The organism is Bacillus sp. FJAT-27251, from assembly GCF_001273925.1.
Lineage (GTDB): Bacteria > Bacillota > Bacilli > Bacillales > Cytobacillaceae > Mesobacillus_B.
The window spans coordinates 2,864,813-2,888,012 of record NZ_LIGG01000001.1; the positions used below are offsets into that span (position 1 = coordinate 2,864,813).

The 23,200-nt window shown below is 43.1% G+C and carries 19 protein-coding genes, 1 pseudogene and 1 riboswitch; of the genes and pseudogenes, 17 read left to right on the plus strand and 3 right to left on the minus strand.

What is annotated here, in order from left to right; genetic code table 11:
- Window positions 1-52: 52 nt before the first annotated feature.
- The 6 genes from ADU22_RS13395 to ADU22_RS13420 all read left to right on the plus strand — a co-directional run bounded on the left by ADU22_RS13395 (window position 53) and on the right by ADU22_RS13420 (window position 6,827).
- A complete protein-coding gene (locus tag ADU22_RS13395) occupies window positions 53-826 on the plus strand; it encodes an ABC transporter ATP-binding protein (RefSeq protein ID WP_053362602.1) in 774 nt (257 codons plus the stop codon).
- The gene (locus ADU22_RS13400) at window positions 750-1,508 is read left to right on the plus strand and encodes an ABC transporter ATP-binding protein (RefSeq protein WP_502688745.1); all 759 of its coding nucleotides are present in this window, start codon (window positions 750-752) and stop codon (window positions 1,506-1,508) included. The genes ADU22_RS13395 and ADU22_RS13400 overlap by 77 nt, the downstream gene beginning before the upstream one ends.
- Window positions 1,509-1,526: 18 nt before the next feature.
- A complete protein-coding gene (locus tag ADU22_RS13405) occupies window positions 1,527-2,393 on the plus strand; it encodes a branched-chain amino acid ABC transporter permease (protein WP_053362604.1) in 867 nt (288 codons plus the stop codon).
- Between the two features lie 41 nt (window positions 2,394-2,434).
- The gene (locus ADU22_RS13410) at window positions 2,435-3,385 is read left to right on the plus strand and encodes a branched-chain amino acid ABC transporter permease (RefSeq protein ID WP_053364570.1); all 951 of its coding nucleotides are present in this window, start codon (window positions 2,435-2,437) and stop codon (window positions 3,383-3,385) included.
- Window positions 3,386-3,643: 258 nt separating this feature from the next.
- Entirely contained in the window at window positions 3,644-4,789 is a 1,146-nt protein-coding gene (locus ADU22_RS13415; protein ID WP_053362605.1) for a glucose-1-phosphate adenylyltransferase, read from the plus strand.
- 121 nt (window positions 4,790-4,910) lie between these two features.
- Window positions 4,911-6,827: an FUSC family protein gene (locus ADU22_RS13420; RefSeq protein ID WP_053362606.1), complete on the plus strand. Its 1,917-nt coding sequence runs from the start codon at window positions 4,911-4,913 to the stop codon at window positions 6,825-6,827.
- Between the two features lie 403 nt (window positions 6,828-7,230).
- Here ADU22_RS13420 and ADU22_RS13430 read toward each other — a convergent pair whose 3' ends face one another.
- Window positions 7,231-7,779, minus strand: coding sequence for a hypothetical protein (locus ADU22_RS13430; RefSeq protein ID WP_053362608.1), 549 nt, complete (start codon window positions 7,777-7,779; stop codon window positions 7,231-7,233).
- A gap of 204 nt (window positions 7,780-7,983) precedes the next feature.
- Here ADU22_RS13430 and ADU22_RS13435 point away from each other — a divergent pair, with 204 nt between their 5' ends.
- Window positions 7,984-11,172 (plus strand): endonuclease toxin domain-containing protein, encoded by a 3,189-nt coding sequence (locus tag ADU22_RS13435; RefSeq protein ID WP_197280056.1) that lies wholly within the window; start codon window positions 7,984-7,986, stop codon window positions 11,170-11,172.
- Window positions 11,173-11,198: 26 nt separating this feature from the next.
- Entirely contained in the window at window positions 11,199-11,645 is a 447-nt protein-coding gene (locus ADU22_RS13440; RefSeq protein ID WP_053362610.1) for a hypothetical protein, read from the plus strand.
- A 472-nt stretch (window positions 11,646-12,117) separates the two neighbouring features.
- Here the strand turns inward: ADU22_RS13440 and ADU22_RS13445 are convergent, their stop codons facing one another.
- On the minus strand, window positions 12,118-13,530 hold the full coding sequence (locus ADU22_RS13445) for a LysM peptidoglycan-binding domain-containing protein (RefSeq protein ID WP_053362611.1): 1,413 nt from the start codon (window positions 13,528-13,530) through the stop codon (window positions 12,118-12,120).
- A gap of 102 nt (window positions 13,531-13,632) precedes the next feature.
- Between ADU22_RS13445 and ADU22_RS25635 the strand changes: the two are divergent.
- The 9 genes and pseudogenes from ADU22_RS25635 to ADU22_RS13485 all read left to right on the plus strand — a co-directional run.
- Window positions 13,633-13,727 (plus strand): annotated as a pseudogene (locus ADU22_RS25635) (aldehyde dehydrogenase family protein); the annotation flags it as partial.
- A gap of 84 nt (window positions 13,728-13,811) precedes the next feature.
- Window positions 13,812-14,600, plus strand: coding sequence for a 2-keto-4-pentenoate hydratase (locus ADU22_RS13450; protein WP_053362612.1), 789 nt, complete (start codon window positions 13,812-13,814; stop codon window positions 14,598-14,600).
- A 12-nt stretch (window positions 14,601-14,612) separates the two neighbouring features.
- Window positions 14,613-14,831 carry a 4-oxalocrotonate tautomerase gene (locus ADU22_RS13455; RefSeq protein ID WP_286132398.1) on the plus strand — a complete coding sequence of 73 codons (219 nt, stop codon included), beginning with the start codon at window positions 14,613-14,615 and terminating at the stop codon, window positions 14,829-14,831.
- Window positions 14,832-15,052: 221 nt separating this feature from the next.
- A riboswitch (purine riboswitch) is annotated at window positions 15,053-15,152 on the plus strand.
- 302 nt (window positions 15,153-15,454) lie between these two features.
- Window positions 15,455-16,291: an ABC transporter permease gene (locus tag ADU22_RS13460; RefSeq protein WP_053362614.1), complete on the plus strand. Its 837-nt coding sequence runs from the start codon at window positions 15,455-15,457 to the stop codon at window positions 16,289-16,291.
- The gene (locus ADU22_RS13465) at window positions 16,284-17,063 is read left to right on the plus strand and encodes an ABC transporter permease (RefSeq protein WP_053362615.1); all 780 of its coding nucleotides are present in this window, start codon (window positions 16,284-16,286) and stop codon (window positions 17,061-17,063) included. Before ADU22_RS13460 ends, ADU22_RS13465 begins: the two co-directional genes overlap by 8 nt.
- A 39-nt stretch (window positions 17,064-17,102) precedes the next feature.
- Complete coding sequence (locus ADU22_RS13470; RefSeq protein ID WP_053362616.1) at window positions 17,103-18,143, plus strand: ABC transporter ATP-binding protein; 1,041 nt, start codon at window positions 17,103-17,105, stop codon at window positions 18,141-18,143.
- An 81-nt stretch (window positions 18,144-18,224) separates the two neighbouring features.
- Window positions 18,225-19,274: an ABC transporter substrate-binding protein gene (locus ADU22_RS13475; protein ID WP_053362617.1), complete on the plus strand. Its 1,050-nt coding sequence runs from the start codon at window positions 18,225-18,227 to the stop codon at window positions 19,272-19,274.
- An 81-nt stretch (window positions 19,275-19,355) separates the two neighbouring features.
- The gene (locus tag ADU22_RS13480) at window positions 19,356-21,062 is read left to right on the plus strand and encodes an adenine deaminase C-terminal domain-containing protein (protein WP_053362618.1); all 1,707 of its coding nucleotides are present in this window, start codon (window positions 19,356-19,358) and stop codon (window positions 21,060-21,062) included.
- A 2-nt stretch (window positions 21,063-21,064) separates the two neighbouring features.
- Entirely contained in the window at window positions 21,065-22,390 is a 1,326-nt protein-coding gene (locus ADU22_RS13485; protein ID WP_053362619.1) for an amidohydrolase, read from the plus strand.
- An 85-nt stretch (window positions 22,391-22,475) separates the two neighbouring features.
- On the opposite strand, the gene ADU22_RS13490 is transcribed toward ADU22_RS13485, so the two are convergent.
- The gene (locus ADU22_RS13490; protein WP_053362620.1) at window positions 22,476-23,090 is read right to left on the minus strand and encodes a trimeric intracellular cation channel family protein; all 615 of its coding nucleotides are present in this window, start codon (window positions 23,088-23,090) and stop codon (window positions 22,476-22,478) included.
- Window positions 23,091-23,200 lie beyond the last annotated feature (110 nt).

A 23,200-nucleotide genomic window follows, 5' to 3' on the forward strand; every position in this document is an offset into this window, starting at 1 on the left:
TTCATCATAAAAGGGGCTGTTTTCACAGCCCTATCAAGGAGGTGCCGCCAGGTTGAAACCTATTTTGGCCACTAGAAACTTGTCTGTTTCCTTTGGTGAACATGATGTAATCAAAGGGATGAACCTTGAAATTGAGCGTGGAAAACTTACCTCGATCATTGGGCCGAATGGTGCCGGGAAGACAACACTTTTCAATTTATTGAGCGGGCAAGTCACACCGACTAAAGGAGAAATTTATTTTAAGAACGAAGAAATCACCAAACTTTCGATTCCATTAAGGGCTAGGAGGGGCATTGGCCGCTCCTTCCAGCTCACCAATATTTTTCCGGAACTAACCGTTCTTGAAAACATCAGACTTGCCGTCCAATCGTCGAATCAGGATTTCTACTCCATTTTTCCAAGGTTTTCGTTCTTTTCACGCCAGCAGGAAGAAGCAAAGGCTGTATTGGAGAAGTGTATGCTGACAGGGAAGGAGAGTGTCCTGGCCAAAGATTTGGCACATGGGGAAAAGCGGAAACTCGAGCTCGCCATGCTCCTTGCGTTGAAAACTGAATTGCTGCTTCTGGATGAGCCTACCGCCGGCATTTCACTTGAAGAAATACCTGCCATCTTGGACGTAATTGAAAATATTAAGAGGGAAGGCACCCACACGATCGTCTTAATTGAGCACAAAATGGAGATGGTCATGTATTTATCCGACAGGCTGATCGTTCTATTTAATGGAGAGCTTTTAGCAAGCGGCAACCCTCATGAAATCATCAGGGATCAAAGAGTTCAAACCGCGTATTTGGGAGGCCTGCACAGTGAGTCTATTAAAATTGGATAATCTTGAAACCTATTTGGGGCAATACCACATTTTGCAGGGAGTATCTTTATCGGTAGAAAAGGGAAGCATTACGGTCCTTTTTGGCAGAAATGGAGCGGGAAAAACGACCACTCTTCGCTCCATCATGGGATTTAACTCTTCCAGTACCGGAGCTGTGCATTACAACGGACAATTAATCAGCGGCACACCCACACACCTGATATCCAGAAAAGGAATAGGGTACGTACCAGAGAATCAGGGGATATTCAGTTCGCTCACAGTGGAAGAAACCCTTGGTTTGGCAAGTGCAAAGAGCACTGGAAATACTGATGAAAAAATGGATTGGATGCTGGAACTATTCCCTGATTTGAAAAAATTCTGGCATAAGAAAAGCGGGTTGCTTTCCGGCGGCCAGAAGCAGATGCTCGCTATCGCAAGGGCCTATATCAACGGGGACGGATTGCTGCTGATTGACGAACCAAGCAAAGGCCTGTCACCGATTATGGTGGAAAAACTAATGGAATCCATCCTAAAAATGAAAGAAAAAACAACGATTCTCCTCGTTGAACAGAATTTTATGATGGCCAGCGAGATCGGTGATTATTTTTATATCATGGATGATGGAAAAATTGTTCATAACGGACGGATGCAGGATTTAAAAGAAGATAAGGAAACATGCCAGAAATATCTCGGCATAGCGTAAGGCGAAAGGCGGGCTGATATGGAGGTCTTTGTTAACTTAATGGTAAATGGTGTGTCAACAGGGCTGCTCATTTTCCTTCTGGCTGCTGGCCTTACCTTGATCTTTGGGCTGATGGATGTCTTGAATTTCGCCCATGGCGGGTTATTCGTCTGGGGGGCATTTTCCGGAGCCTGGATTTTTAAGGAGACAGGCAGCTTCCTATTGGCTGTCATAGGGGCCATCCTGATCGGAATGGTTTTGGGGTGGTTACTGGAAAAGTTCCTGATACGCCCTGTTTACGGAAATCATATCCGGCAACTTTTGATTACTCTAGGAGGGATGCTTGTCTTATCAGAAAGCATCAAACTCTTTTGGGGCCCAAACCCCATACGAGTGGATCTGCCGCAATGGCTGGAAGGGAGCTTTCAGTTTGATGGAATCATTTTGATTAAATACAGGCTGTTTGTGATTGCAGTCGGGTTGGTTCTTTATTTGGCGTTATGGCTGTTGCTAAGCCGTACTCAAATTGGGCTTATGATCAGGGCCGGTGTTCTGGATAAGGAAATGGTTCAAGCCCTCGGGATAAATGTAAAGGGGCTGTTTACATTTGTATTCCTGCTCGGAGCTGCGCTGGCTGCTTTGGGGGGAGCCCTGCTGGCACCTTATTCAGGAGTTGTTTTTGCTGAGATGGGAATGCAGTATGCCGTTCTTGCTTTCATTGTCGTGATAATCGGGGGGATGGGCAGCTTGCAGGGGTCGGCACTGGCTTCCTTAATCGTTGGGATTGGAGGAGCCTTTATGGCCTATTATATTCCGGATTTGTCGCTGGCTCTGAACATGCTCTTGCTGGCCATCGTCTTATTAGTGAAACCAACAGGGCTAATGGGAGAGGGGAGTAAAGTATGAAGGGACTATTTAATAAAGTACCGCTTTATTGGGGCATCGGGATTCTGCTCGTCATGCTGCTTTTCCCCTATGTCAACGATTCCCGGAGTATGCTGATTTTATTGACGCAAATCTTCATCTTTGCGATCTTTGCGATGAGTTTTGATATCCTTTTAGGGTATACCGGCATCGTCTCGTTTGGCCATTGCATGTTCTTTGGGATAGGAGCCTATAGCACGGCGTTGATTTTTAACCGGATGGAACCGACTTTGGTAAATTTTTTTCTGGGCCTTTGTTTGGGTATAGTAATATCAGCGTTGGTCAGTTACGTGATTGGACTGCTCTCCTTAAGGCTGAAGAGCCATTTTTATGCCATGCTGACACTTGCCGTTTCACAGCTGTTTTTGGTTCTGGCAGAAAAGTGGCGGGGGCTTACATATGGAGGAGACGGTTTTACATTCAGTGTTCCTGATTTGTTTAAGGACCGTACTTCCTTCTATTATATAACCCTGTTAAGTGTTGCGGCCGTGTTTATCCTGTTGAAGCTTTTCACCGAATCCTCCACCGGAAAGGTGTTGAAAGCCATCTCCCAGAATGAGCAGCGTGTAGAGGCAATAGGATACAAGTCCCTTCATTATAAACTCATTGCCAGTGTCATAGCTGGAATCGCGGCGTCGTTAAGCGGGGCGTTCTATGCCGTATCACTCCGCTTCATCAACACAAATGTGTTTTCCATTGAAGTGACCCTGGATGCCCTTTTGATGACAATGATCGGAGGCCTGGGAACACTGGCTGGTGCTATCGCAGGTGCCGGAATCATTGAATTTTTAAGACATTATCTCTCAGAGCTTGCTGCTCACCATCCCATTTTTGAAAGATGGACCATTTTTCTTGGGTTCTTATACATTGTGGTCTTGCTTGGCTTCCCTTCCGGATTAGCCGGAGCCATTAGGAAGCTATCCCTTAAAAAGAACCGTGAAAAGCAAGTGGAAAAACAAAAAAGGGCTGCTTAAGGAGAGTGCCTGTTCACCGGAGCGGAGTGCGGGAACGGGCACTTTTTTTATCGTGCAAAACTTTTCCACAATAAAAGATTTAGTTTACCTAGCGAAAACAGCGGGAAGTAAAATAGGAGCAAAGGTAGGAACAAAAAGATTTAGGAAGGATGGTTGATGTCCTTCTACGCTAAAGTTCTTTTAATTCAAGGGAATATCATTCTCTCCAAATAGTAATATGCCAGATCTAAGAAACGACATCCAAGGAGGAAACAACCAATGGGAAAAGAAATGATTGCCATGCTGCTGGCAGGCGGCAGAGGTTCGAGATTAAAGGATTTGACCGAGGATACAGCCAAACCGGCTGTTCCATATGGCGGGAAATATCGAATTATTGATTTTGCTTTAAGCAATTGCTGTAATTCGGGGGTTCACACTGTTGGGGTGCTTACTCAATATCAGCATCATACTCTCAAAAACTACATAGGCACAGGTGATTGCTGGAACCTGAACAAGGGGGAAGATGGGCTCACGATCCTTTCACCGTATGATCGTGTCAACGAAGGAAGATGGTATGAGGGCACCGCACACTCCATCTATCAAAACCTTGATTTCATTGATTCTCATGATCCGGAATATGTAATCATCCTGTCGAGTGACCATATTTACAAAATGGATTACAGTAAGATGCTCGAGCACCATAAGAAACATTCTGCGGATGCCACCATTTCTGTGATAGAGGTACCGTGGGAGGATGCAAGCAGGTTTGGCATCATGAATATGGATCCTGATTCGAAGCAAATAACAGAGTTTGAGGAAAAACCGGAAAAACCTAAATCGAACTTGGCTTCAATGGGGATTTATATTTTTAACTGGAAGACCTTAAAACATCTCCTGACAAGTGATAATCAGGATGGACGTGCATTTGAGGACTTTGGAAAAGATGTGATTCCCTATATGATTGGTGAAAATTATCATCTTTCCGCGTATCAATTCACAGGATATTGGAAGGACGTTGGCACGGTGGAGAGCTTTTGGGAAGCGAATCTCGATTTATTGCGCGGCGCCGAAAACCCGCTTTTCCAGCATAAAGAGTGGAAAATATATACCGCGCAGCCATCCCAGCCTCCTTTGATTCTGGACGAATCGGCTCTCATAACCCAATCTGTGTTAAGCGAAGGCTGTCAGGTAAGTGGGCATATCCAAAGGTCAGTCCTCTCACCTGGGGTCAGGGTTGGTAAAGGGACCACGATTAAAGACTCCGTTATCTTGCCAGGCGCCGTCGTAGGTGAAAATGTCGAAATCGAAAATGCCGTCATTGATTCGGGAACGGTCATCGAAAGTAATCACCATATCGGCTACAGCCAGGAAGTTACGTTAATTGCAAGGAAGAAGAATCATCAAGATGAAGAGATTAGCGCTTAGGCAGCAAAGGGGATGGGCCCTTTGCTTTTTTCTGATAATCTAATTTGTGGAATAGGGTACTCATAACAATGAAGTAATTTATGCATAATGATAATAGAAATAATAGTAAAGAAGGATTAGGATGAGAGATAACGCAATTACACCTTCTCTTTTTATGCAGGCGCTGAAAGTAAATAAGAAACCATTTCCATGGTTAAAAGCATTTTGTGCAGGGCTGGCTGCTGCTCTGCCTGTATTGATTGGATTAGCCTTTGGCCATTTGCAATATGGTTTGATTGCGGGCTTGGGCGGCTTTGCCTATTTATACGTTTTTAATATTCCATATGCGCAGCGTGCAAAGAAAATCTTTTGTGTCGTTCTTGGCTTGACCCTTGTTACCTATTTGGGAAGTATTAGTGCACCCTATCCATTAGCCGTGGCGATTTTAATGGGAATCATTGGAGCGGCCGCCATTTTTATTTTCGGCGCCTTAAAAATAGCCGGTCCTTCCGCCATCTTTTTCGTGCTGGTGTTTGCCATGGCAACAGGGATGCCGATTAACCCGGATGAAGCATTTTTAAGGGCTGGGTTGGTGTTTCTAAGTGGCTGCTTATCGTGGATAATCGCGATGGCCGGCTGGTTTTTTAACCCGCATGGCCCGGAAACAGGTGTGGTGACTAGAGTTTATTTGCAATTGGCGGATCTTTTGGATTCAGTCGGAACCGAAAGATTCAATGAAACCAAGCATCAAGTGATGGAAGTTTTACAGGAAGCGGAAGAGACTCTTTCAGCAAGTTATATTCCGTGGAGAACCACTGACAAGTTTAATCGATTATATCTATTGAACTTGTCTGCCAATGAGCTGTTTATCAAGGTGGTTGAAAAATTTTCAAATGCAGGGACCGCGTTACCTAAAGAATTGGGAGAATCGGCCCGATTGCTTGCACATTCTTTGGAAAAACGTGATAAGCGGGAAAAGAAGAGGATACTACAGCCGGATAAGCTGGATGAGCCGGTAACTCAGCTGTTCGCCACCATCTATGATGCTGAAGCCATCCTGAATGAACCGGTTAGTAAAATAAACAAATCGATTCAGTTTGATTCTGTCTCCTTAAAAACCATTTTTATGGGGGCGTTTGATAAAAATTCAATCGTGTTTATTTCGTCCGTACGCTTTGGAGTGATTACGGCGATTGCAGCCATTATTGCCTATAAGCTTGATTTTGCCCGTTCCTATTGGGTTCCCTTATCCTGTGTAGCCGTGATGTCGGGTGCATCCATTGTGTCTACCTTTCACCGTGCGATACAACGGTTTATTGGTACGATCATTGGCATCGTCATTGCGGGGTTCGTTCTTTCCCTGCATCCATCCGGCTTTGTAATTGTGTTGTTTATTTTAGGATTAACCTTTGTGACCGAGTTGTTTATCGTGAAAAATTACGGGTTAGCGGCCCTTTTTTTTACACCGAATGCCCTGTTAATGGCTGAAAGTACAAGCGGAKGGATGTTTAACTTTGCCTATTTTGCGGAGGCGCGATTTATTGATATTGTAATCGGCAGTGGAATTGGACTATTAGGGGTTTATCTGACAGGGAGGAAATCCGCTTCCAGCAGGATTCCTCACTTGCTGAGCAAAACTCTCCGAAGTCAGGCACAGTTCCTTTTTGTCCTTTTTTCGGATCAGGGAGAAGGATTTGTGGCAAGAAAAAGCAGGGAAAGAATGAAAATGAGGACCAATATAAATAATTTACAAACCTTGTATAACACGGCGGCCGGTGAAATTCCTGCTAATCGGAAGGCTTTGGATTATTACTGGCCTGTTATTTTTACAGTCAGACAATTAGGATTCTTATTGGAAAATGATTCAAAGGCCTCTAATAGGCCCCGCCTTGCCGATGAAAAATTAGCCAAGATTTTATTTGCCTTTGAAACAATGGCAAATGCTGCGACCCGAAATGTGTCGCCAAGGCCGATAGAAATTCCCGAGGTAGCGGGTTTCCCTGGCATTCAAAAGGAAATTCAATATCTGCAAAAAGAACTTGGGAAGTCTCGGGAGTGAAGGGGTAGCCTGTGTTTTATGACAAAAAACGGTTGTTGGGGTGTAAATATCGCTTTTGCAACGATTTTTCGTGTTAGGCAAGTTGTCATAGGCGGAGAAATTCCGGTTATTGTACAAAACAGGGCTTCATGGAGCTGAAATAAGCGGAGAAATTCCGATTAACTTCTAAATATTGACTAAAATCAGCTGATTTGATGGCTTTAAGCGGAAAAACTTCCCTTATATTCCGGGAAATATGGGTATTTCCCAATTTAAGCGGAATTTCTCCGTTTATTTTTTCATACATATTCAGATCGATTAGCATATCCATTTAACCTTTATTTCCTTACCTCCGATCCATTTTAGGTTGGGGACGTACCCTGTGCTTCTTTCTTGGAGGAGCCAAGGGTACGTCCCCAGGCTTCTATTTCCTCACCTTAATGATTGTCCACTCTCCATCCTTTTCAGAAGGGTCAGTTAAAATTTCAATTCCAAAGTGAGAGCAAAAGTTGTTCATATCTTCATAGTCAAAAAAGTGGTGTTCCTCGTCTTCTTGCCAAAGTGATGGTTCAAATGGAAATGGATCGCCTTCTTGTTCCAATCCGATGCTCTCTTCGCCGTAAGTCATTTTTCGAATGATGCTGCCTTTTTCATGGACGCTTAAGGAATAGGTGTCAACCGTGCTTTGCCCCATTAACTGGATGACCGTACATTCAAAACTAGCAGATAATGTGTTTGCCAGATCAAATGGCGGCTCATACGCATCATGGAGAATGCTGATCCACTTTTCATTAATGGTGCTTACCGCAAATAAGGAAGGAATCTTATTATGAAAAAATTGAATGGCTGAATCTTGGTTCTCATAGATAACGGTCTCTTCTTTATGTGTGTGACTTAACCAATCCGCTAAAGACGCTTTCACCTCATCAAGGCTATTTGTTTGGATATGAATCTGATAAATATTAACCGACATGATTGCACCCCCTGGAAAAATAGGCATTATCTTTCTTCATTTTAATAGAATTTCAGAAGAATATGAATCCTTGCTTTGTAAAGATATCGCATTCGATATTTTACAAAAAACATATAGAAGTTAGAAGTATTTTCCATTATGATAAATAGGTGCATAAAATTTTCTAAATTTTTGCAACTTTAAAAGATTTTAGGAGGGTAAATGGTGAATAGGAAACAGCTGTCTCAGTTTTTAAAAGTGTTTATGGCCGTTATGCTGATTTCATCTTTATTGCTGCCAAGCCTAGCGTTCGCAAAAGAATCTTCGGAAAAATCCCCGGCTGGCTTAGCACAAAAACTCTTACAGGAACAAGCAGCAAAAAGTTTAATTCAGGAAGCAATCGCGGATTTAAGGAATCTGCCGTATCCTGACCCAGATGTTCTTCCTGAATACGACAACCGGGTTGAACATGCCATTATTGCTCTAGAGAAGGCAATCGATGGAACGTTTGAAATTGGGAACCGGATTACAAGCCCAGTTGTATTTGAAGAGAGCATCACTGCGATTCAAAAACTTAATTTCTACTATTCCGATCCCAAAAGCACCAAAGATTATAAAGCAAAGATTAAAGATATTATTAACAAGATCATTAAAGCGAATAAAATCATTACACTCGAGGCTTTAAATAAACTAGATTCAGATATCGAAAGGTACCCGCAGAAATATAAGTCCCAGCTGAAAAATGCCTTTTCTTTTTATGAAAAAGGCAATAATTTTCAAAATGAAAACAACGAAAAACAACAAGTTCATTTTTACCAAAAGGCGTGGAGAACAGCCCACTCCATTCTTCTCGAAGGAGAAGCCATTTTTGACCGTGATGGCGATGGTGTGGATGACTACATAGAAAAAGAACTTAAATTAAAGCACAATAAAGCCGATTCAGATGGCGATGGGCTGCTTGATGGATATGAACTATATGTAACCTTTACCGATCCATTAAAAAAGGATTCGGATGGAAATGGGATTCCGGATGGCAAAGAAGACCCGGATAATGATGGGTTGAACAACCTTGAAGAGCAGAAATATGGAACCAACCCCTGGGCTGCTGATTCGGATTATGATGGTTTGTCCGATGCGTTTGAGGTGAAGGAGTTTGGCACCAATCCGCTTCTTATGGATACCGACCATGACGGTCTTGATGACCAGACAGAATATGAATTAGGGACAGACCCCAATAATCCTGATACAGACGGAGATGGAATTAAGGACGGACTCGAAGAACTGACTCATGTGGTTCAGGACCCTGTAACCAATGTCGAGGTAGAACTGGATGGAACAGGGAATCTGGCAAAAACGGTGGATATCGTCGATCTTTCAGATGAACCGATGTTTGAGGAAATGGATTCTCTTGTCTCTGCGCCTGTTGATATTGAAGTCGAGGGTAACTTTAGCACTGCAAAACTCAAAATCCCATTTGATGCTAGTAAAATTCCAAACGGCGATGTTGAAAACGTCAAAATGTTTTATTTTGATGAAAAGATGATGACATTTGTTCCTCTCGACAATCAAGGCGTTGACGCGGAAAACGGATATGTCTGGGGAGATACCGATCACTTTTCTACCTATGTTCTCTTTTATATCCCGACCTGGCAAACCAAATGGGAAGCGCCGCTCAACACAGGGGATGGCCGCGATGGCTCAGGTGGAGAACTGAAATCCATCGATTTAATGTTTGTGCTTGACTCTTCAGGCAGTATGTCCAGCAATGACAGGAATGGATACCGGAAAACAGCGGCCAAGTCTTTTGTTGATGCTCTAATTGAAGGAGACCGGGCGGGAGTGGTTGAATTCGCTTCTTCTGCGTCCCTTAGGCAGGCATTAACGGCTGATTTTGTGGCAGTAAAGAATTCAATTGATCGTGTTGGTGCCTGGGGCGGAACAAATATCGGTGCCGGGGTCAATCTGGCTAACCAGCAATTAATTAAAGATAGTTCGGATGAACGAATTAAGATGCAGATTTTATTAACCGATGGGGTTGGGGACTATAGTCCCTCCATTACTACTACGGCTATAAACAATGGTATTATCATTTATACGGTAGGCCTTGGAACGAGTGTGGATGAGGGACTTTTACGGGAAATTGCCAAGGATACGGGAGGACAATATTTCCCAGTATCCAGTGCAGAGGAACTGCCTGAAGTCTTTAGCAGGATCAGTGATAATGTTGGCGAGAGTGTGGATACCGACAAGGATGGAATTCCGGATGTGGTGGAGCTGAAGGGCTGGAGAGACGGCCAAGGGAATATGTATTACACACTGCCTGATAATCCGGATACGGACGGAGATGGATTGCTTGACGGCGAAGAGGGCGGCACCATTCGAATTTCAGGTGTGAATGGCGATTATTATCAAACCACCTCCGATCCTACGAAAAAAGATACCGATGGCGATGGGCTGTCCGATCTGGAAGAAAGGGAACTTGGCACCTCTGCTTTCCTTGTAGATACCGACCATGATGGAATCATTGATAGTGAGGATGACGATCCGTTACACAAAAACAGCGAGATAGATTCCGCCCTTGACGTGGCAAAACTGGTTGGCTATTTTGCAAAAGGTCTTGGTTTGGGGATAAAGGATGCGGGCCTTGATGCCTGGGAAGCGATCACACACCCGGTTGAAACAGCTGAGGCAATCTACCTCATTTCCGAAATGCTGGCAATGTATATTGTGACAGGGGACGAAGAGCATATTCAGCCGCTCATCGATACGTTTGGCGCACAAATTGAAGCTGAACTTGGAAAATGGGAAGACGGAAACGCATTCGAACGCGCCGAGCAAATCGGTTATAATGTTAGTGCCATTGTTCTGGCTGTTATCGGAACGAAAGGGATCAATGCCGTTCTGAAATCGCTTAAAGCCGGAAAAATGGTGCCCAATCTGCCAGGTTTTGCCGATGAACTGGTTGCATGGCCAAAGGGATATGATGTCTGGAGCTTATCATCCTTCCAAAGAGGGAAGGAAATTGATGAGTTTATGGGGAATAACCTTGGTATTACGTTCCCGGTAGTGGATAAGCTGAGCAATCGGGTGCTGACAAGCATTAAGAGCCTGGACCCAGCGGCCTCTACCTATACAACCAGGCCAAGACAAATTTATAACAGGATTGTCGAGGATTTGAATAAGTTGAACCAGTTTACAGATCAGACACCGAGAAACGTCACATTATACGATGGAACACAGACTGTGAAGGCTGTATCGCAAAGGGACTATGACAAAAAGGTTCTGGAGGTAGTCCTTCCTGACCGTAATTTAAGTGCTGATCAGATCCAGGCCTTAAATGATGCGAAAGACTATGCGAGTTCAATGACTGCGATTAATAAACCAATAGAATTAAAGATTATTATTTTACATTAATTAATCTTATATGGGGGATTACATCGATGGATTACAGTGTGGGAATTTATAGAAATATCAACGACAACACCATTTTCATGATACCTGATGGCTTTGATCAGCATGGGATTCGTACCAATATCAATAAACCGGCTGTTTTAAAAGAACCATATGACCCTGCCTTAATTGGCAGGAAGCTGAGAGAATGTTTTGAGGTTGCGGTTAACCGCCAATATACCGATGAGGATATGAAAGCCATCGTGACCAGACTCGTCACTGGCGAGAAAAGCGATAAGAAAATTGTGAAAGAGCATTTATTTCAATGGGTGTTCTTTAACAGTGAAATGGGCTACGAATTCGAAGCAAAAATGAAAAGCAAGGATGAACGCGGATATACGGCCATTCCCAATACACCGCCATGGGCAGTAGACGGTGGTGCAGACGATACCCAATTAGGCAATGCCGTTTTGCAGACATTCGAAGCTTGCAAGTAGGGCGACGGGGGACAAGGGGACCAAACCTTGTCCCCTTGTCTATGAAAAGGAGGTGACGTAGCTGGTAAGAGCAGGGATAATACGAGTACTAGGCATATAGAAGCAAATTTAACGAGAGTGCGTGTAAATATCGCTTCTTCAACGATGTGACGTGCAGGCAAGGAACGGGATAGGCGGAGAAATTCCGGTTAATGGCTAAAACTGGGCTCTAATAAGGTGAAATAAGCGGAGAATTTCCGATTAACTTCTAAATATTGGCCAAGAACAAAGGATTGGATGGGTATAAGCGGAAAAACTCCCCTTATATTCCGGGAAATATGAGTATTTCCCAATTTAAGCGGAATTTCTCCGTTTATTTTTTAAAACTCAGTTATGTAAAAGAACAAAGGAAGGTTTCTGAGCCTTCCTTTGTTTTATGGAGATTGTCTTAAAAATGGAAATATTTAGGAAACTAGTAAATTGACTCTGCCTGCTAGATTAACTTTTTAATATTAAAATTATCCCTTAATAAGACCCAGTTTTGCGGATAGGGGTAACCTAATGCCCAATAACTGATTCCCCCGAGGTTGAATTCCTTGGCCAAGTTGAACTTTGCCTGGGCGCTTCGAGCATCTTCAAACCAGACTTCATGCTCACGGCCCTGCTCATCTGTGTAACGGAAAAATGGAGATTGTGCGAGGGTATCATATTGTATCGAAGCTCCATATTTTAGAGCGCGATTAATGGCTTCCTGCGGACTGAATGTTTCAGCCTCTTGTCCTTGAACATGGGGGAGAAGCCAATCCCTTGCATAAATTTGAAACCCTAGAAATATTTTTTCTGCTGGCATAACGGAAAGGGCGTATTCTACGACACGTCTCATCTGATTAACCGGAGAGATTGCTTGCGGCGGGCCAAGGCGGTACCCCCATTCATATGTCATGAGCACCACAAAATCAACAATTCGTCCGTGCGCCTCATAATCATGTGCTTCATACAACAGACCGGCTTGGGTACCGCTCACCTTAGGGGCCACTGCAGTCGAGACAAAATATCCTCGTGGATGCAGGCGGTCTACTGTTTCCTGGAGGAACTGATTGTAAAACTCACGATCGGCAGGAAGCACATTTTCAAAATCAATGTTTACTCCTTGATATCCCTTTTCATCCATAATTCGAAGCATATTGGTTATGACTTTTTTGCGTAAATCTGGACTGGATAAAACCAAATGAGCTACATTTGATCCAGCTGCAGTGGAAGTGAAGTTTGTAATCGACATCATGGGTACGACTCTTTGGTTTTTAGCAGCTTGAATCCTCGACTCATCACGTATAGGAGTTAGCTCCCCATTTTCGTTCATAATATAAGCGAATGGACTTAKGTAAGTTAGCAGCGGACCAAGTTCATTAATGGTCTGGGCACCTGCAGCATCACCTTCATACGTATATGCGTTAACTTCAATTGTTGGTTTCCGAAACGGAATTCTTAACTGTGTACCCGGATAAATGAGGTTTGGATTTTGAATTTGATTTTCACTGATGATTGCTTGAGCAGTGGTTCCGAACCGGTTGGCAATTTGCCATAAGGTTTCCCCAGATTGGATGGTGTGAATTCTTGGCGGGATGAATAGTGTAGTACCTGGATTTATAACATTGGGGTTGGTTATTTGGTTTGCTTGAATAATGGAGTTTATGGTGACACCGTATTGTTGTGAAATAGACCATAATGTTTCTCCAGATCTAATCACATGGGAAGTACCGGGTACAGGAACCACTAAGGATTGACCAATCAAAAGCTGGTTCGGTTTTGGCAGCCCGTTTAATTCAATCATTGAATTCATATTCACATTATAACGATTGGCAATTTTCCAAAGTGTATCTCCGCTGCGAACAACATGTATGATCAATCGCATCTCCTCCAACAGCTAATGATTTAAAATATGTTAATCCGAGGCGCTGTGTAATTTGTCTATATGCTCTTTTCAAATGAATTAACTTATTGCCTGAATTTCGGGGGCAAGAAGCAATCTGGAATCGGCCGTGAAGGTGGAAAAAATAGTTTCGACTTTACACCGAAACAACCAATATCGCTGTTAAACTATAGGAGTGGCTAGTCTGGCAAAAAGTCTTTCCATAAAAAATGGAAAGCAAGTAAACTCAAGAAAAAATGTCTCAGGGAGGTTCCAACATGAATACAGAAACAATTAAAAAACTGGCAAATTTCCTGCACAGTGCCGAAAAGGAAAAAAGAGAGGTTGTTCGTTTAACAAAAGAAGTGTATCCCGACTTCAGCATAGAAGACGCCTATCTTGCACAAGAAGAATTGGTAAGACAAAAGTTAGCGGAAGGGCATAAAATTATAGGACCCAAAATGGGCTTGACAAGTGAAGCGAAAATGAAACAAATGAATGTCGAAGACCCTATCTATGGCTATGTTTTTAATTATATGCAAGTCCAGGATGGCGAAACGATTCTTGTTTCAGATTATATCCATCCAAAGGTAGAACCCGAAATTGGTTTTGTCCTGAAGGAAGACTTAACAGGACCAAATGTTTCCGCAGAAGAAGTTTTGGCAAAAACGGATTATGTCTTTCCGGGGATTGAAATTATCGACAGCCGTTATGAAAACTTCGATTTTAAATTAGCGGATGTCATTGCGGACAATACATCAGCAGCAGGAGCTGTTCTTGGGACAACTATTAGCAGGGTAGAGGGCAAGAGCCTGGATACAATCGAAGTTTCGTTAATCATTAACGGAAAAGTGGCTGCTATGGGAAAGGGAGCAGATGTTTTAGGCCACCCTGCAAACTCTGTGGCCCGCCTAGCCAATATGCTGGCAAGGAAAGGTCAATCGTTAAAAGCTGGCCAGCCAATCTTAACGGGTGGGATTACGGCAGCCGTTCGCATCCAGCCAGGGGATCACGTTTGTGCTAAATTTGGCGAAGGACTTGGTGAAGTGAACCTGCTGGTTAAATAGGTAGCGGGTGCTATACTTAATAGAAAGGAAGGTGAGAACATGCCACTCATACAAGTCAGTATTATGGAGGGACGCCCTCCTGAAAAAATTGAAGCGTTAATCGAAAATATAACGGCTACCGTTTCCGAAACTCTAAATTCACCACCGGAAAATATTCGGATATTGGTTACAGAATATCCTAAAACACATTGGGGAATCGGCGGAACATCTGCCAAAAAGCTGGGGAGATAAATAAACATCTTCATAACACCAGTTTATATCCAAGATACCATCCATATTCAGCAGGATAAAGTAAGTAGGAACACAGGGACGTACCCTGTGTTTTTCCTGATTCTGCAGACATTTTTTATTCTCCCGGGGTTCAGGAAAAAATTAGGGAACCAAGGGAACCGTCCCCTTGCTTCAAAAAATGCTTTTCATAAGATAATTATTTTGTTATGATGCTATAGTACTAAAAAATGAATAGTTTCTCTCATATAATAGCAGGGATATGGCCTGCGAGTTTCTACCGGACCCCGTAAAGGTTCGACTATGAGTAGCGATATGATGGTGTTCCAGTCTCTTATTTACTAGTGGTAAGAGACCCATCTTCTTTGGAGCCCAGGAAATATTGTTCACTCATGGCGGTGGAACATATTTCCTGGGCTCTTTTGCTTATAATCTTTTCTTTTTTTAGGTAAAATACGAATATCTGGTTAATTTATTATTTTTATCAACTGATTTTATCGAATATAACGAATGATTTTATAAAAAGAAAATAAAAATGTTCGTATTTTTGCTTGTCAACAAGAAGATTTTTCAATATAATCATAAAAGTATTTTAAATATAGTAAAAACGGAAAGTGAGGCCAGATATGACGCAGCGAAGAATCCCCTATCTCATCCTGGCTCCGGGATTGATTCTTTTGATTTTGTTTTTGGTGTTACCTCTTATCTCCATCATTTTTCCAACTTTCTTTGATGGAGGGTTCACCTTGGCCCATTATATTTCATTCTTTAAGGATGAGTATAATGTGGGTATTTTTTGGAGGACAATAAAAATTTCCCTGATTGTGACATTGGTTTGCGTGTTGTTGGGAGTTCCGACCGCTTATTACATTTCACAAAGCCCGAAAAAATGGCGCGGACTGTTAATGTCGTTAACGTTGTTTCCGCTCTTAACCAATTCGGTGGTGCGAAGTTTCGCATGGATTACGATTTTGGGACAAGGCGGGGTAGTGAATAATGCGTTAATGGGTCTGGGAGTGATTTCCGAACCACTTACATTACTGTATACAGAGTTTGCGATTATCATTGGATCGATCTATCTATTCTTGCCTTTGATGATCATCACGTTAGTAGGAATCCTGGAAAACATTGAGACGGAAATCATGGAAGCAGCTGAAACATTAGGTGCAAATCGTTTGATTGCTTTCATGAAAGTGGTCTTACCACTAAGTGTCCCAGGCATTATTGTCGGAAGCATCTTGGTGTTTACAGGAACGATGACCGCTTATACAACTCCGCAATTATTAGGTGGAAACCGGAACATCATGCTGGCCACCTTCTTGTATCAAAATGCGACGGCGCTTGGCAACTGGCAGGGTGCAAGTGTCATTGCCCTGGTGATGATTGTGGTGACTTTAGTCGTGATGAAGCTATTTAACGTCGTTGCTGGACGCATCGATAAGAGAGGTGAAGCAAGTGCGTAAACAAATCGGTTTGAAAATCTTTGCGGGTTTGGTATTCGCGTTCCTGTTTGTTCCATTGCTTATTATCGTTGTGACTTCCTTTGGAACCAATTCAACGATCCAATTTCCAATCCAGGGCTTTACCCTTGATTGGTATGGCAAGGTGTTTGAAAACCAGTCCTTTACGGACAGCTTCCTTTTAAGTTTGCAAATCGCATTTTGGGGAACTGTGCTGGCTCTCCTGGTTGGGATTCCAGCTGCCTATTCATTGGCCCGCCACAGCGTTTTCGGGCGTAATTGGATTAAAAGCTTTTTCCTGTCGCCGACCATCGTGCCAGGCTTGGTTGTCGGGTACTCTTTATATCAATTCATTGTTATCCAACTACAATTTCCGCTCATCCAAGGCTTGCTGCTGGGCCATTTCCTCATATGCCTGCCTTATGTGATTCGTGTTGTAGGCTCAACCATTGAGCAGCTGGATGGATCGATTGAAGAAGTTTCCTGGACATTAGGCTGCACGAAATTGCAAACCTTCATGAAAGTCGTTTTACCGAATATAACGTCGGGAATTTTTGCTTCCTTTATGCTGGCATTCATTAATTCGTTTAACAATATTCCGGTGTCACAGTTTTTATCAGGACCAGGTGTAACCATGCTGCCCACAAGCTTAATGAATTATATTGAATACAACTATGATCCATCCGTATCTGCACTATCTGTGATTTTAATGCTGGGAACCGTCGTCCTCATGTTCGTTATTGAAAAGACATTAGGGTTGGCAAGCATTTCATAGGAAGCGGCAAGAAAAGACAGCTAAGGGGGAATCACCAACATGTCCTATGTGGAACTAAAAGATATTCGTGTGAGCTATGACCATAAAAATGATATATTAAAGGATTTGAATTTATCGATTGAAAAAGGGGAATTGGTCTCCTTGTTAGGGCCTTCCGGCTGCGGGAAAACCACCACTTTACGTGTCATTGCAGGATTGATCAATCCAAATGGTGGAGAATTCCTGGTTGACAGCCAAAACCTGACAAAGGTGCCTGTCCATAAGCGCAAATTTGGCATGGTATTCCAAAGCTATGCTTTGTTTCCCCATCTGACAATCAGAGAAAACGTCGCATTCGGCTTAAAGCTGCGCAAGGAAAAAAAGAATGTAATCGACCAAAAGGTAAAAGATATTTTAGCGATAACAGGCCTGGAAGAGCTGGGCGATCGCTACCCAAAACAGCTTTCAGGCGGGCAGAGACAGCGTGTGGCCTTAGCCCGTGCCCTGGTCATTGAACCGAAACTGTTATTGTTGGATGAGCCGCTTAGTAATTTGGATGCTAAATTGCGTGTGGCGATGAGAATCGAAATTAAACGCATCCAAAGCCAATTAGGGATTACATCTGTATTTGTAACCCATGACCAGGAAGAATGTTTCTCGATTTCCGACAAAGTAGCGGTCATGAATAAAGGGATTATCGAACAGTTTGACACCCCTGAAGAAATTTATAAGAATCCGAAAACGGAGTTTGTTGCCCGTTTTATCGGCTTTGAGAACTTCTTTCAATTAACTAGAGTGGAAGAAGGGAAGTACAGAGCAGCCGAGGGGACGATTTTCCTAAGTACCCGGCATTGGGAAGCAGATAAACATATTGGAACGATACGGCCTGACGATATCGATATTGTGACAAGCACTGAGCCAAATGGAAATAATACTGTGTCTGGGACGATTAAAGTTCGTACCTTCCTGGGCAAGTCTTATCAATATGAAGTCGAAACGCCAATCGGCCCATTACTTGTCAACGAAGCTGATGATGTGATGTATCAAGTGGGAGATTCTGTATCCTTGCACATTCAAGCTCATAAACTGATCATCGTTTAGGGCAGGCTATTAAAAAAGCACCTTAAGAGTGAAGTTGAAATACAATGGTTTTTTATTTTAAAAAAACGAGGAGAGAACAAAATGAAGAAAAGAATCGCGTTAGCAGGATTAACTTTAGTAACAGCTGGTCTGTTAGCGGCATGCGGCGGCGGCAATGCGGCAAAAGAACAACAAACTTTGATTGTTTCCACTTTTGGTTTGGAAGAAGACAAAATGCAGGAAAATGTCTTCAAACCATTTGAGGAAAAATACAATGTAGACATCGTGCTAGAAACCGGTACAACCTCCGAACGTCTTACGAAACTTAAAAGCAATCCAAACTCCACGGTTGACGTCATTGAATTATCTCAATCCAGTGCGGCTGAAGGAGTAGATGCAGGCTTATTTGAAAAAGTGGATAGCTCCAATATCCCGAATATGGAAAACCTTATTGACAGCGCCAAAGAATTATCTTCAGATGGTTCGGGCCCTGCCTACACGCTGAACAGTATCGGAATCATCTACAATAAGGAAGCGGCAGGCATGGAAATCAATGAATGGGAAGATTTATGGGATCCATCTCTGAAAGGGAAAATTTCCATTCCTGACATCACTTCCACCTTTGGCCCAGCTATGCTTCACCTGGCAAGTGATCACAAGAACGTGGACATTACAACCGATAATGGAGAGGCCGCTTTTAAAGGCATCACGGAACTGGCTCCAAACGTTGTAAAAACCTACAGCAAATCTTCTGATCTGGCGAATATGTTCCAATCAGGTGAAATTGTCGCAGCTGTTGTGGGTGACTTTGCTGTTCCGATTATTTCTGGATCAAACTCAAATGTAGAATATATCGTTCCGCAATCCGGCACATACGCGAACTTTAACACAATCAATATCAACAAAAATTCTAAAAATAAAGATCTGGCCTATAAATATATTGACTGGAGATTAAGCCAGGAAGTACAGGAAAAAACGGCTGTGGCGATTAATGAAGCTCCAACCAATAAAAATGTTGTATTAGATGAAGAAACAGCCAAAAATAAAACATATGGTGAAGTGGCAGAACGTACAAAGATGGTTGATTCCGCATTCGTGAATGAAAACCTGGAATCCTGGATTCATCAGTGGAATCGAATTCTGAACAAATAAAAACGCAAGGAAGGAGAAGGCTAAGGATCATACTTGGCCTTTTCTTCTTTTTAACTGAATTTTTAGATGGGGGAATAAGACATGAAGGTCGATTTGGCGATTATCCATGCACAAGTGTTTAACACGTTTACCAAAAAGTTCGAAAAGAAACATGTAACCATTAAAGGGGACAAATTCTACTATCTGAGTGCCGATGAATTGGAGCATGTAGAGGCTGAGGAAGTGGTGGATGCCACAAATCAATATTTGATCCCGGGTTTAATGGATATCCATATGCATATTGAAAGCTCTATGACTTCCCCTTCGATTTTTTCAGAGACGGCATTGGCTCATGGAGTGACTACCGTGGTGGCGGATGCTCATGAGATTGCGAATGTGTTTGGGATGGAAGGTTTGGAGGTGTTCTTTTTACAGCCAAGCAGGATGGATATATTCTTTGCCATTCCTTCTTCTGTTCCTTCGACGACGCCAGAACTCGAAACGACAGGTGGAATCATTGGGATCGATGAGGTAAAACGGCTTTTGCGACACCCAAAAGTCATCGCACTTGGGGAAGCGATGAACTTTAATGGGATTGTCAATGAACCAGATTCATTGATTAGGCAAATTTTGCGGGAGGTCCAAACGGAAAAACCATTTATGCCACTGGAAGGCCATATTCCCCGCGTTTCGGGCTTGGAGCTGGCAAAATTTTTATATGCAGGTCTAACGGCCGATCATACTCACCAGTCGCCGCAATCCATTTATGAAAAGATTACAAATGGAATGTTTTTGGAGTTGCAAAAGAAGTCGATTACACGTGAAAATATCGCAGTAATCGTTGAAAATCGTTTTTATGAATATGTTGCCATCATTACGGACGATGTGATGGCGGATGATTTACTAGAGGGGCACTTGAATGAAAACGTCAAATTGGCGATTGCATGCGGCATGCCAGTAGAGCAGGCAATATACTGTGCTACCTATACTCCTGCGAGAAGAATGGGATTCCAGGACCGCGGTGCGATTATCCCTGGTTTTAAGGCTGATTTTCTATTATTGGATGATTTGGACACCCTCGATATTGCGGCCGTTTATAAGAATGGCCAATTAGTACATGAAAAAGGAAATGATTTTCGTTACCCAGCACAGAAACCTCATTTTCCTGAGCATTTTTATCAATCCCTGACATGCCGTCCCTTAACATTCGAGGATTTGCAAATTAAGGTGAAGGCTGCGGAAAAGGTTGTCGTCAACGTAATGCAAATTTCGGAAGTTGGTACTTTTACACAACATGTAAAGCGGGAAATGAAAGTGATTGACGGATATCTGGATTGGGAAAACAGCGGGCTAGCCTTGATTATGGTGATGGAGCGATATGGGAAAACCGGAGATATAGGCTACGGATTTGTCGAAAACGCCCTAACTAAAAAAGGCGCGGTCGCAACCACCTGGGCACATGATCATCATAATGTGATGGTGATGGGAACGAGCATGGAAGATATGGTCGTGGCACAAAAGCAATTATTGGATATGCAAGGCGGCTATGCCGTTGCACAAGCTGGAAAGGTGGAAGCGGTCTGTCCGCTGCCTGTTGGCGGGATTATCAGCGATGCACCGATTCAGGAGCTGGGTGCCCAATTGAAGGAAGTGCGGCAAGCCATGATCAAGCTAGGCTATCGCAACAGAAATGAAATTATGTCGTTTTCAACGTTATCCTTGCCTGTATCTCCGTCGATTAAAATTACAGACAAAGGGATGATGAATGTCCGTTCCCAAGAATTGATTCCATTGGTAGAAGGTGAATAAAGGTGAAACTACTTGTAAAAAATGCCTGGATTTTAACCATGAATAAGGAAATGGAGCAATTTCAAAACGGTTATCTGCTGGTGGACGAAAAAACCATCTCGGAAGTGGGCGGAATGGATTCCTTGCCGGAGGATATCGGCTATGATCAATGCATCGATGCCAAAGGAGCTATTTTGCTGCCTGGCATGGTGAATACACATACCCATATTGGCATGATTCCTTTTCGATCATTAGGCGATGACTATCCTGACCGTCTACGCCGCTTTCTATTTCCATTAGAAAATGAATGCATGAATGAACAATTAGCCTACACAAGCGGAAAATATGCGATTGCGGAAATGCAGCTGGCCGGTGTGACGACATTTTTTGATATGTACTATTTTGAACAGCAATTGGCCATGGCTGCCGAGGAAATGCATAGCCGTGCCATTTTGGGCGAAACCGTGCTAGATTCGATAACAGTAGATGTCGAAGAGCCTATGGGAGGATTGCAATACGCTGAAAAGTTTATGCCGAAGTGGCAGGGACATGAGCGAATCCAGGCTTCAGTCGCACCGCATGCCCCTTATTCGACTACCATTGAAGTGCTTCAACAAAGTGATGCTTTGTCGCAAAAGTACCAAGTGCCATGGATGATACACGTTAGTGAAATGGATTTTGAAATGAAAAAATACCGCGAAGAACGGAACCAGACTCCGATAGAATTTTTAGCAGAGATTGGTGTGCTGAGCCCAAGGCTCGTAGCCGTCCATTGCATTCACTTATCCGACCATGATATTGAATTGTTAAAGAAGTATGATGTGAAGGTGGCCCATTGCATCGGCGCCAATACAAAATCCGCAAAAGGAGTAGCCCGCATCAAGGATTTATTGGCTGCTAGTGTGACGGTGGGGTTGGGAACAGATGGCCCAAGCAGTGGAAACACTCTCGATTTATTTACCCAAATGCGATTGTTTGGCAATTTCCACAAAACCAACTTACAGGATCGCAGTGCTTTTCCAGCCATGGAAATTGTCAGGCTGGCCACCATGGGGGGAGCCAGGGTATTAGGGCTGCAGGAGCAAATTGGCTCGATCGAAGCAGGCAAACAAGCGGATTTTATTTTAGTAGAAACCGATTCTGTCAATATGTTTCCTATTTTTGACCCATATTCCGTTTTAGTATACTCTGCCAATGCCGGCAATGTAAGCGACGTATTCATCGCCGGAAAGCAAGTCGTCGCAGAAAAAAAACTAGTCCATTTTGAATTAGCCCAGCTGCGCCAAGAACTGACCAAAGCCATCCAGGAGTGCGGATTCAAAAAAAAGGCACTAAAAGCACTGAAATGAAACAGGGGGACGGTTCTGCTGCTTCATTCCTGCTCGAAAAGGCAACAGAAAAAGCTCACGCACTGTGAGCTTTTTCTGGTACCCGTCATACATCTTCTTTTGGATTTTGAACCGGCCTGGTGGGCAGACTCCAGTTGAACCGATGAGAGATTCCGCGCATGATTAGAATAATGGTAAAAATAATATAGTAATGATGGGCTGCTGATAACAAATCCATGCCTATAAGGAACCCGGCAAAAATCGCCCACAGCAGGTAGATTTCCTGACGCAACACAATGGGCCTTTGCTGGGCCAAAACATCACGAACCATTCCACCGCCTGCACCGGTTATCGCCGCTGAAAACATGACAGCAAACAGTGGCAGATTCATCGATTGTGCATACATAGCTCCCTGTACAGCAAAGGCTGACAGGCCAATTGAGTCAAAAAAACTCCATTTCGTCAGCAGTTTCACGGCCTTGTTTGGCAATAGAATGACAATTGTTATGGTAATAAGTGCAACGATAAAAAGAGTGGTCTGCTGCCATAGTTGTATGATCGGAATGCCAGTAAAAAGGTTTCGAATCGCTCCGCCTCCAAATGCAGTGATCAATCCGAGAACATAGGCGCCGATAATATCATATTTTACCTGCAACGCAACGAGTGCCCCGCTCATCGCGAAAGCAATGGTTCCAATCACATTCAATACATCCCAAACCATCTATCTAACCCCTCCTAATGAATAAGTAAGTTTTCCCCGTACTTTCAATTGTCATACCTGACTATAACCAAGTTGATGAAGTAAACTCGGTAGTTGATCAGTAAGTATGG

Coding starts and splice junctions, on each gene's coding strand:
- ADU22_RS13450 (WP_053362612.1), top strand. CDS start 13,812: ATGAATACAGAAACAATTAAAAAACTGGCAAATTTCCTGCACAGTGCC.
- ADU22_RS13470 (WP_053362616.1), top strand. CDS start 17,103: ATGTCCTATGTGGAACTAAAAGATATTCGTGTGAGCTATGACCATAAA.
- ADU22_RS13480 (WP_053362618.1), top strand. CDS start 19,356: ATGAAGGTCGATTTGGCGATTATCCATGCACAAGTGTTTAACACGTTT.
- ADU22_RS13460 (WP_053362614.1), top strand. CDS start 15,455: ATGACGCAGCGAAGAATCCCCTATCTCATCCTGGCTCCGGGATTGATT.
- ADU22_RS13400 (WP_502688745.1), top strand. CDS start 750: ATGAAATCATCAGGGATCAAAGAGTTCAAACCGCGTATTTGGGAGGCC.
- ADU22_RS13430 (WP_053362608.1), bottom strand. CDS start 7,779: ATGTCGGTTAATATTTATCAGATTCATATCCAAACAAATAGCCTTGAT.
- ADU22_RS13405 (WP_053362604.1), top strand. CDS start 1,527: ATGGAGGTCTTTGTTAACTTAATGGTAAATGGTGTGTCAACAGGGCTG.
- ADU22_RS13415 (WP_053362605.1), top strand. CDS start 3,644: ATGGGAAAAGAAATGATTGCCATGCTGCTGGCAGGCGGCAGAGGTTCG.
- ADU22_RS13475 (WP_053362617.1), top strand. CDS start 18,225: ATGAAGAAAAGAATCGCGTTAGCAGGATTAACTTTAGTAACAGCTGGT.
- ADU22_RS13490 (WP_053362620.1), bottom strand. CDS start 23,090: ATGGTTTGGGATGTATTGAATGTGATTGGAACCATTGCTTTCGCGATG.
- ADU22_RS13440 (WP_053362610.1), top strand. CDS start 11,199: ATGGATTACAGTGTGGGAATTTATAGAAATATCAACGACAACACCATT.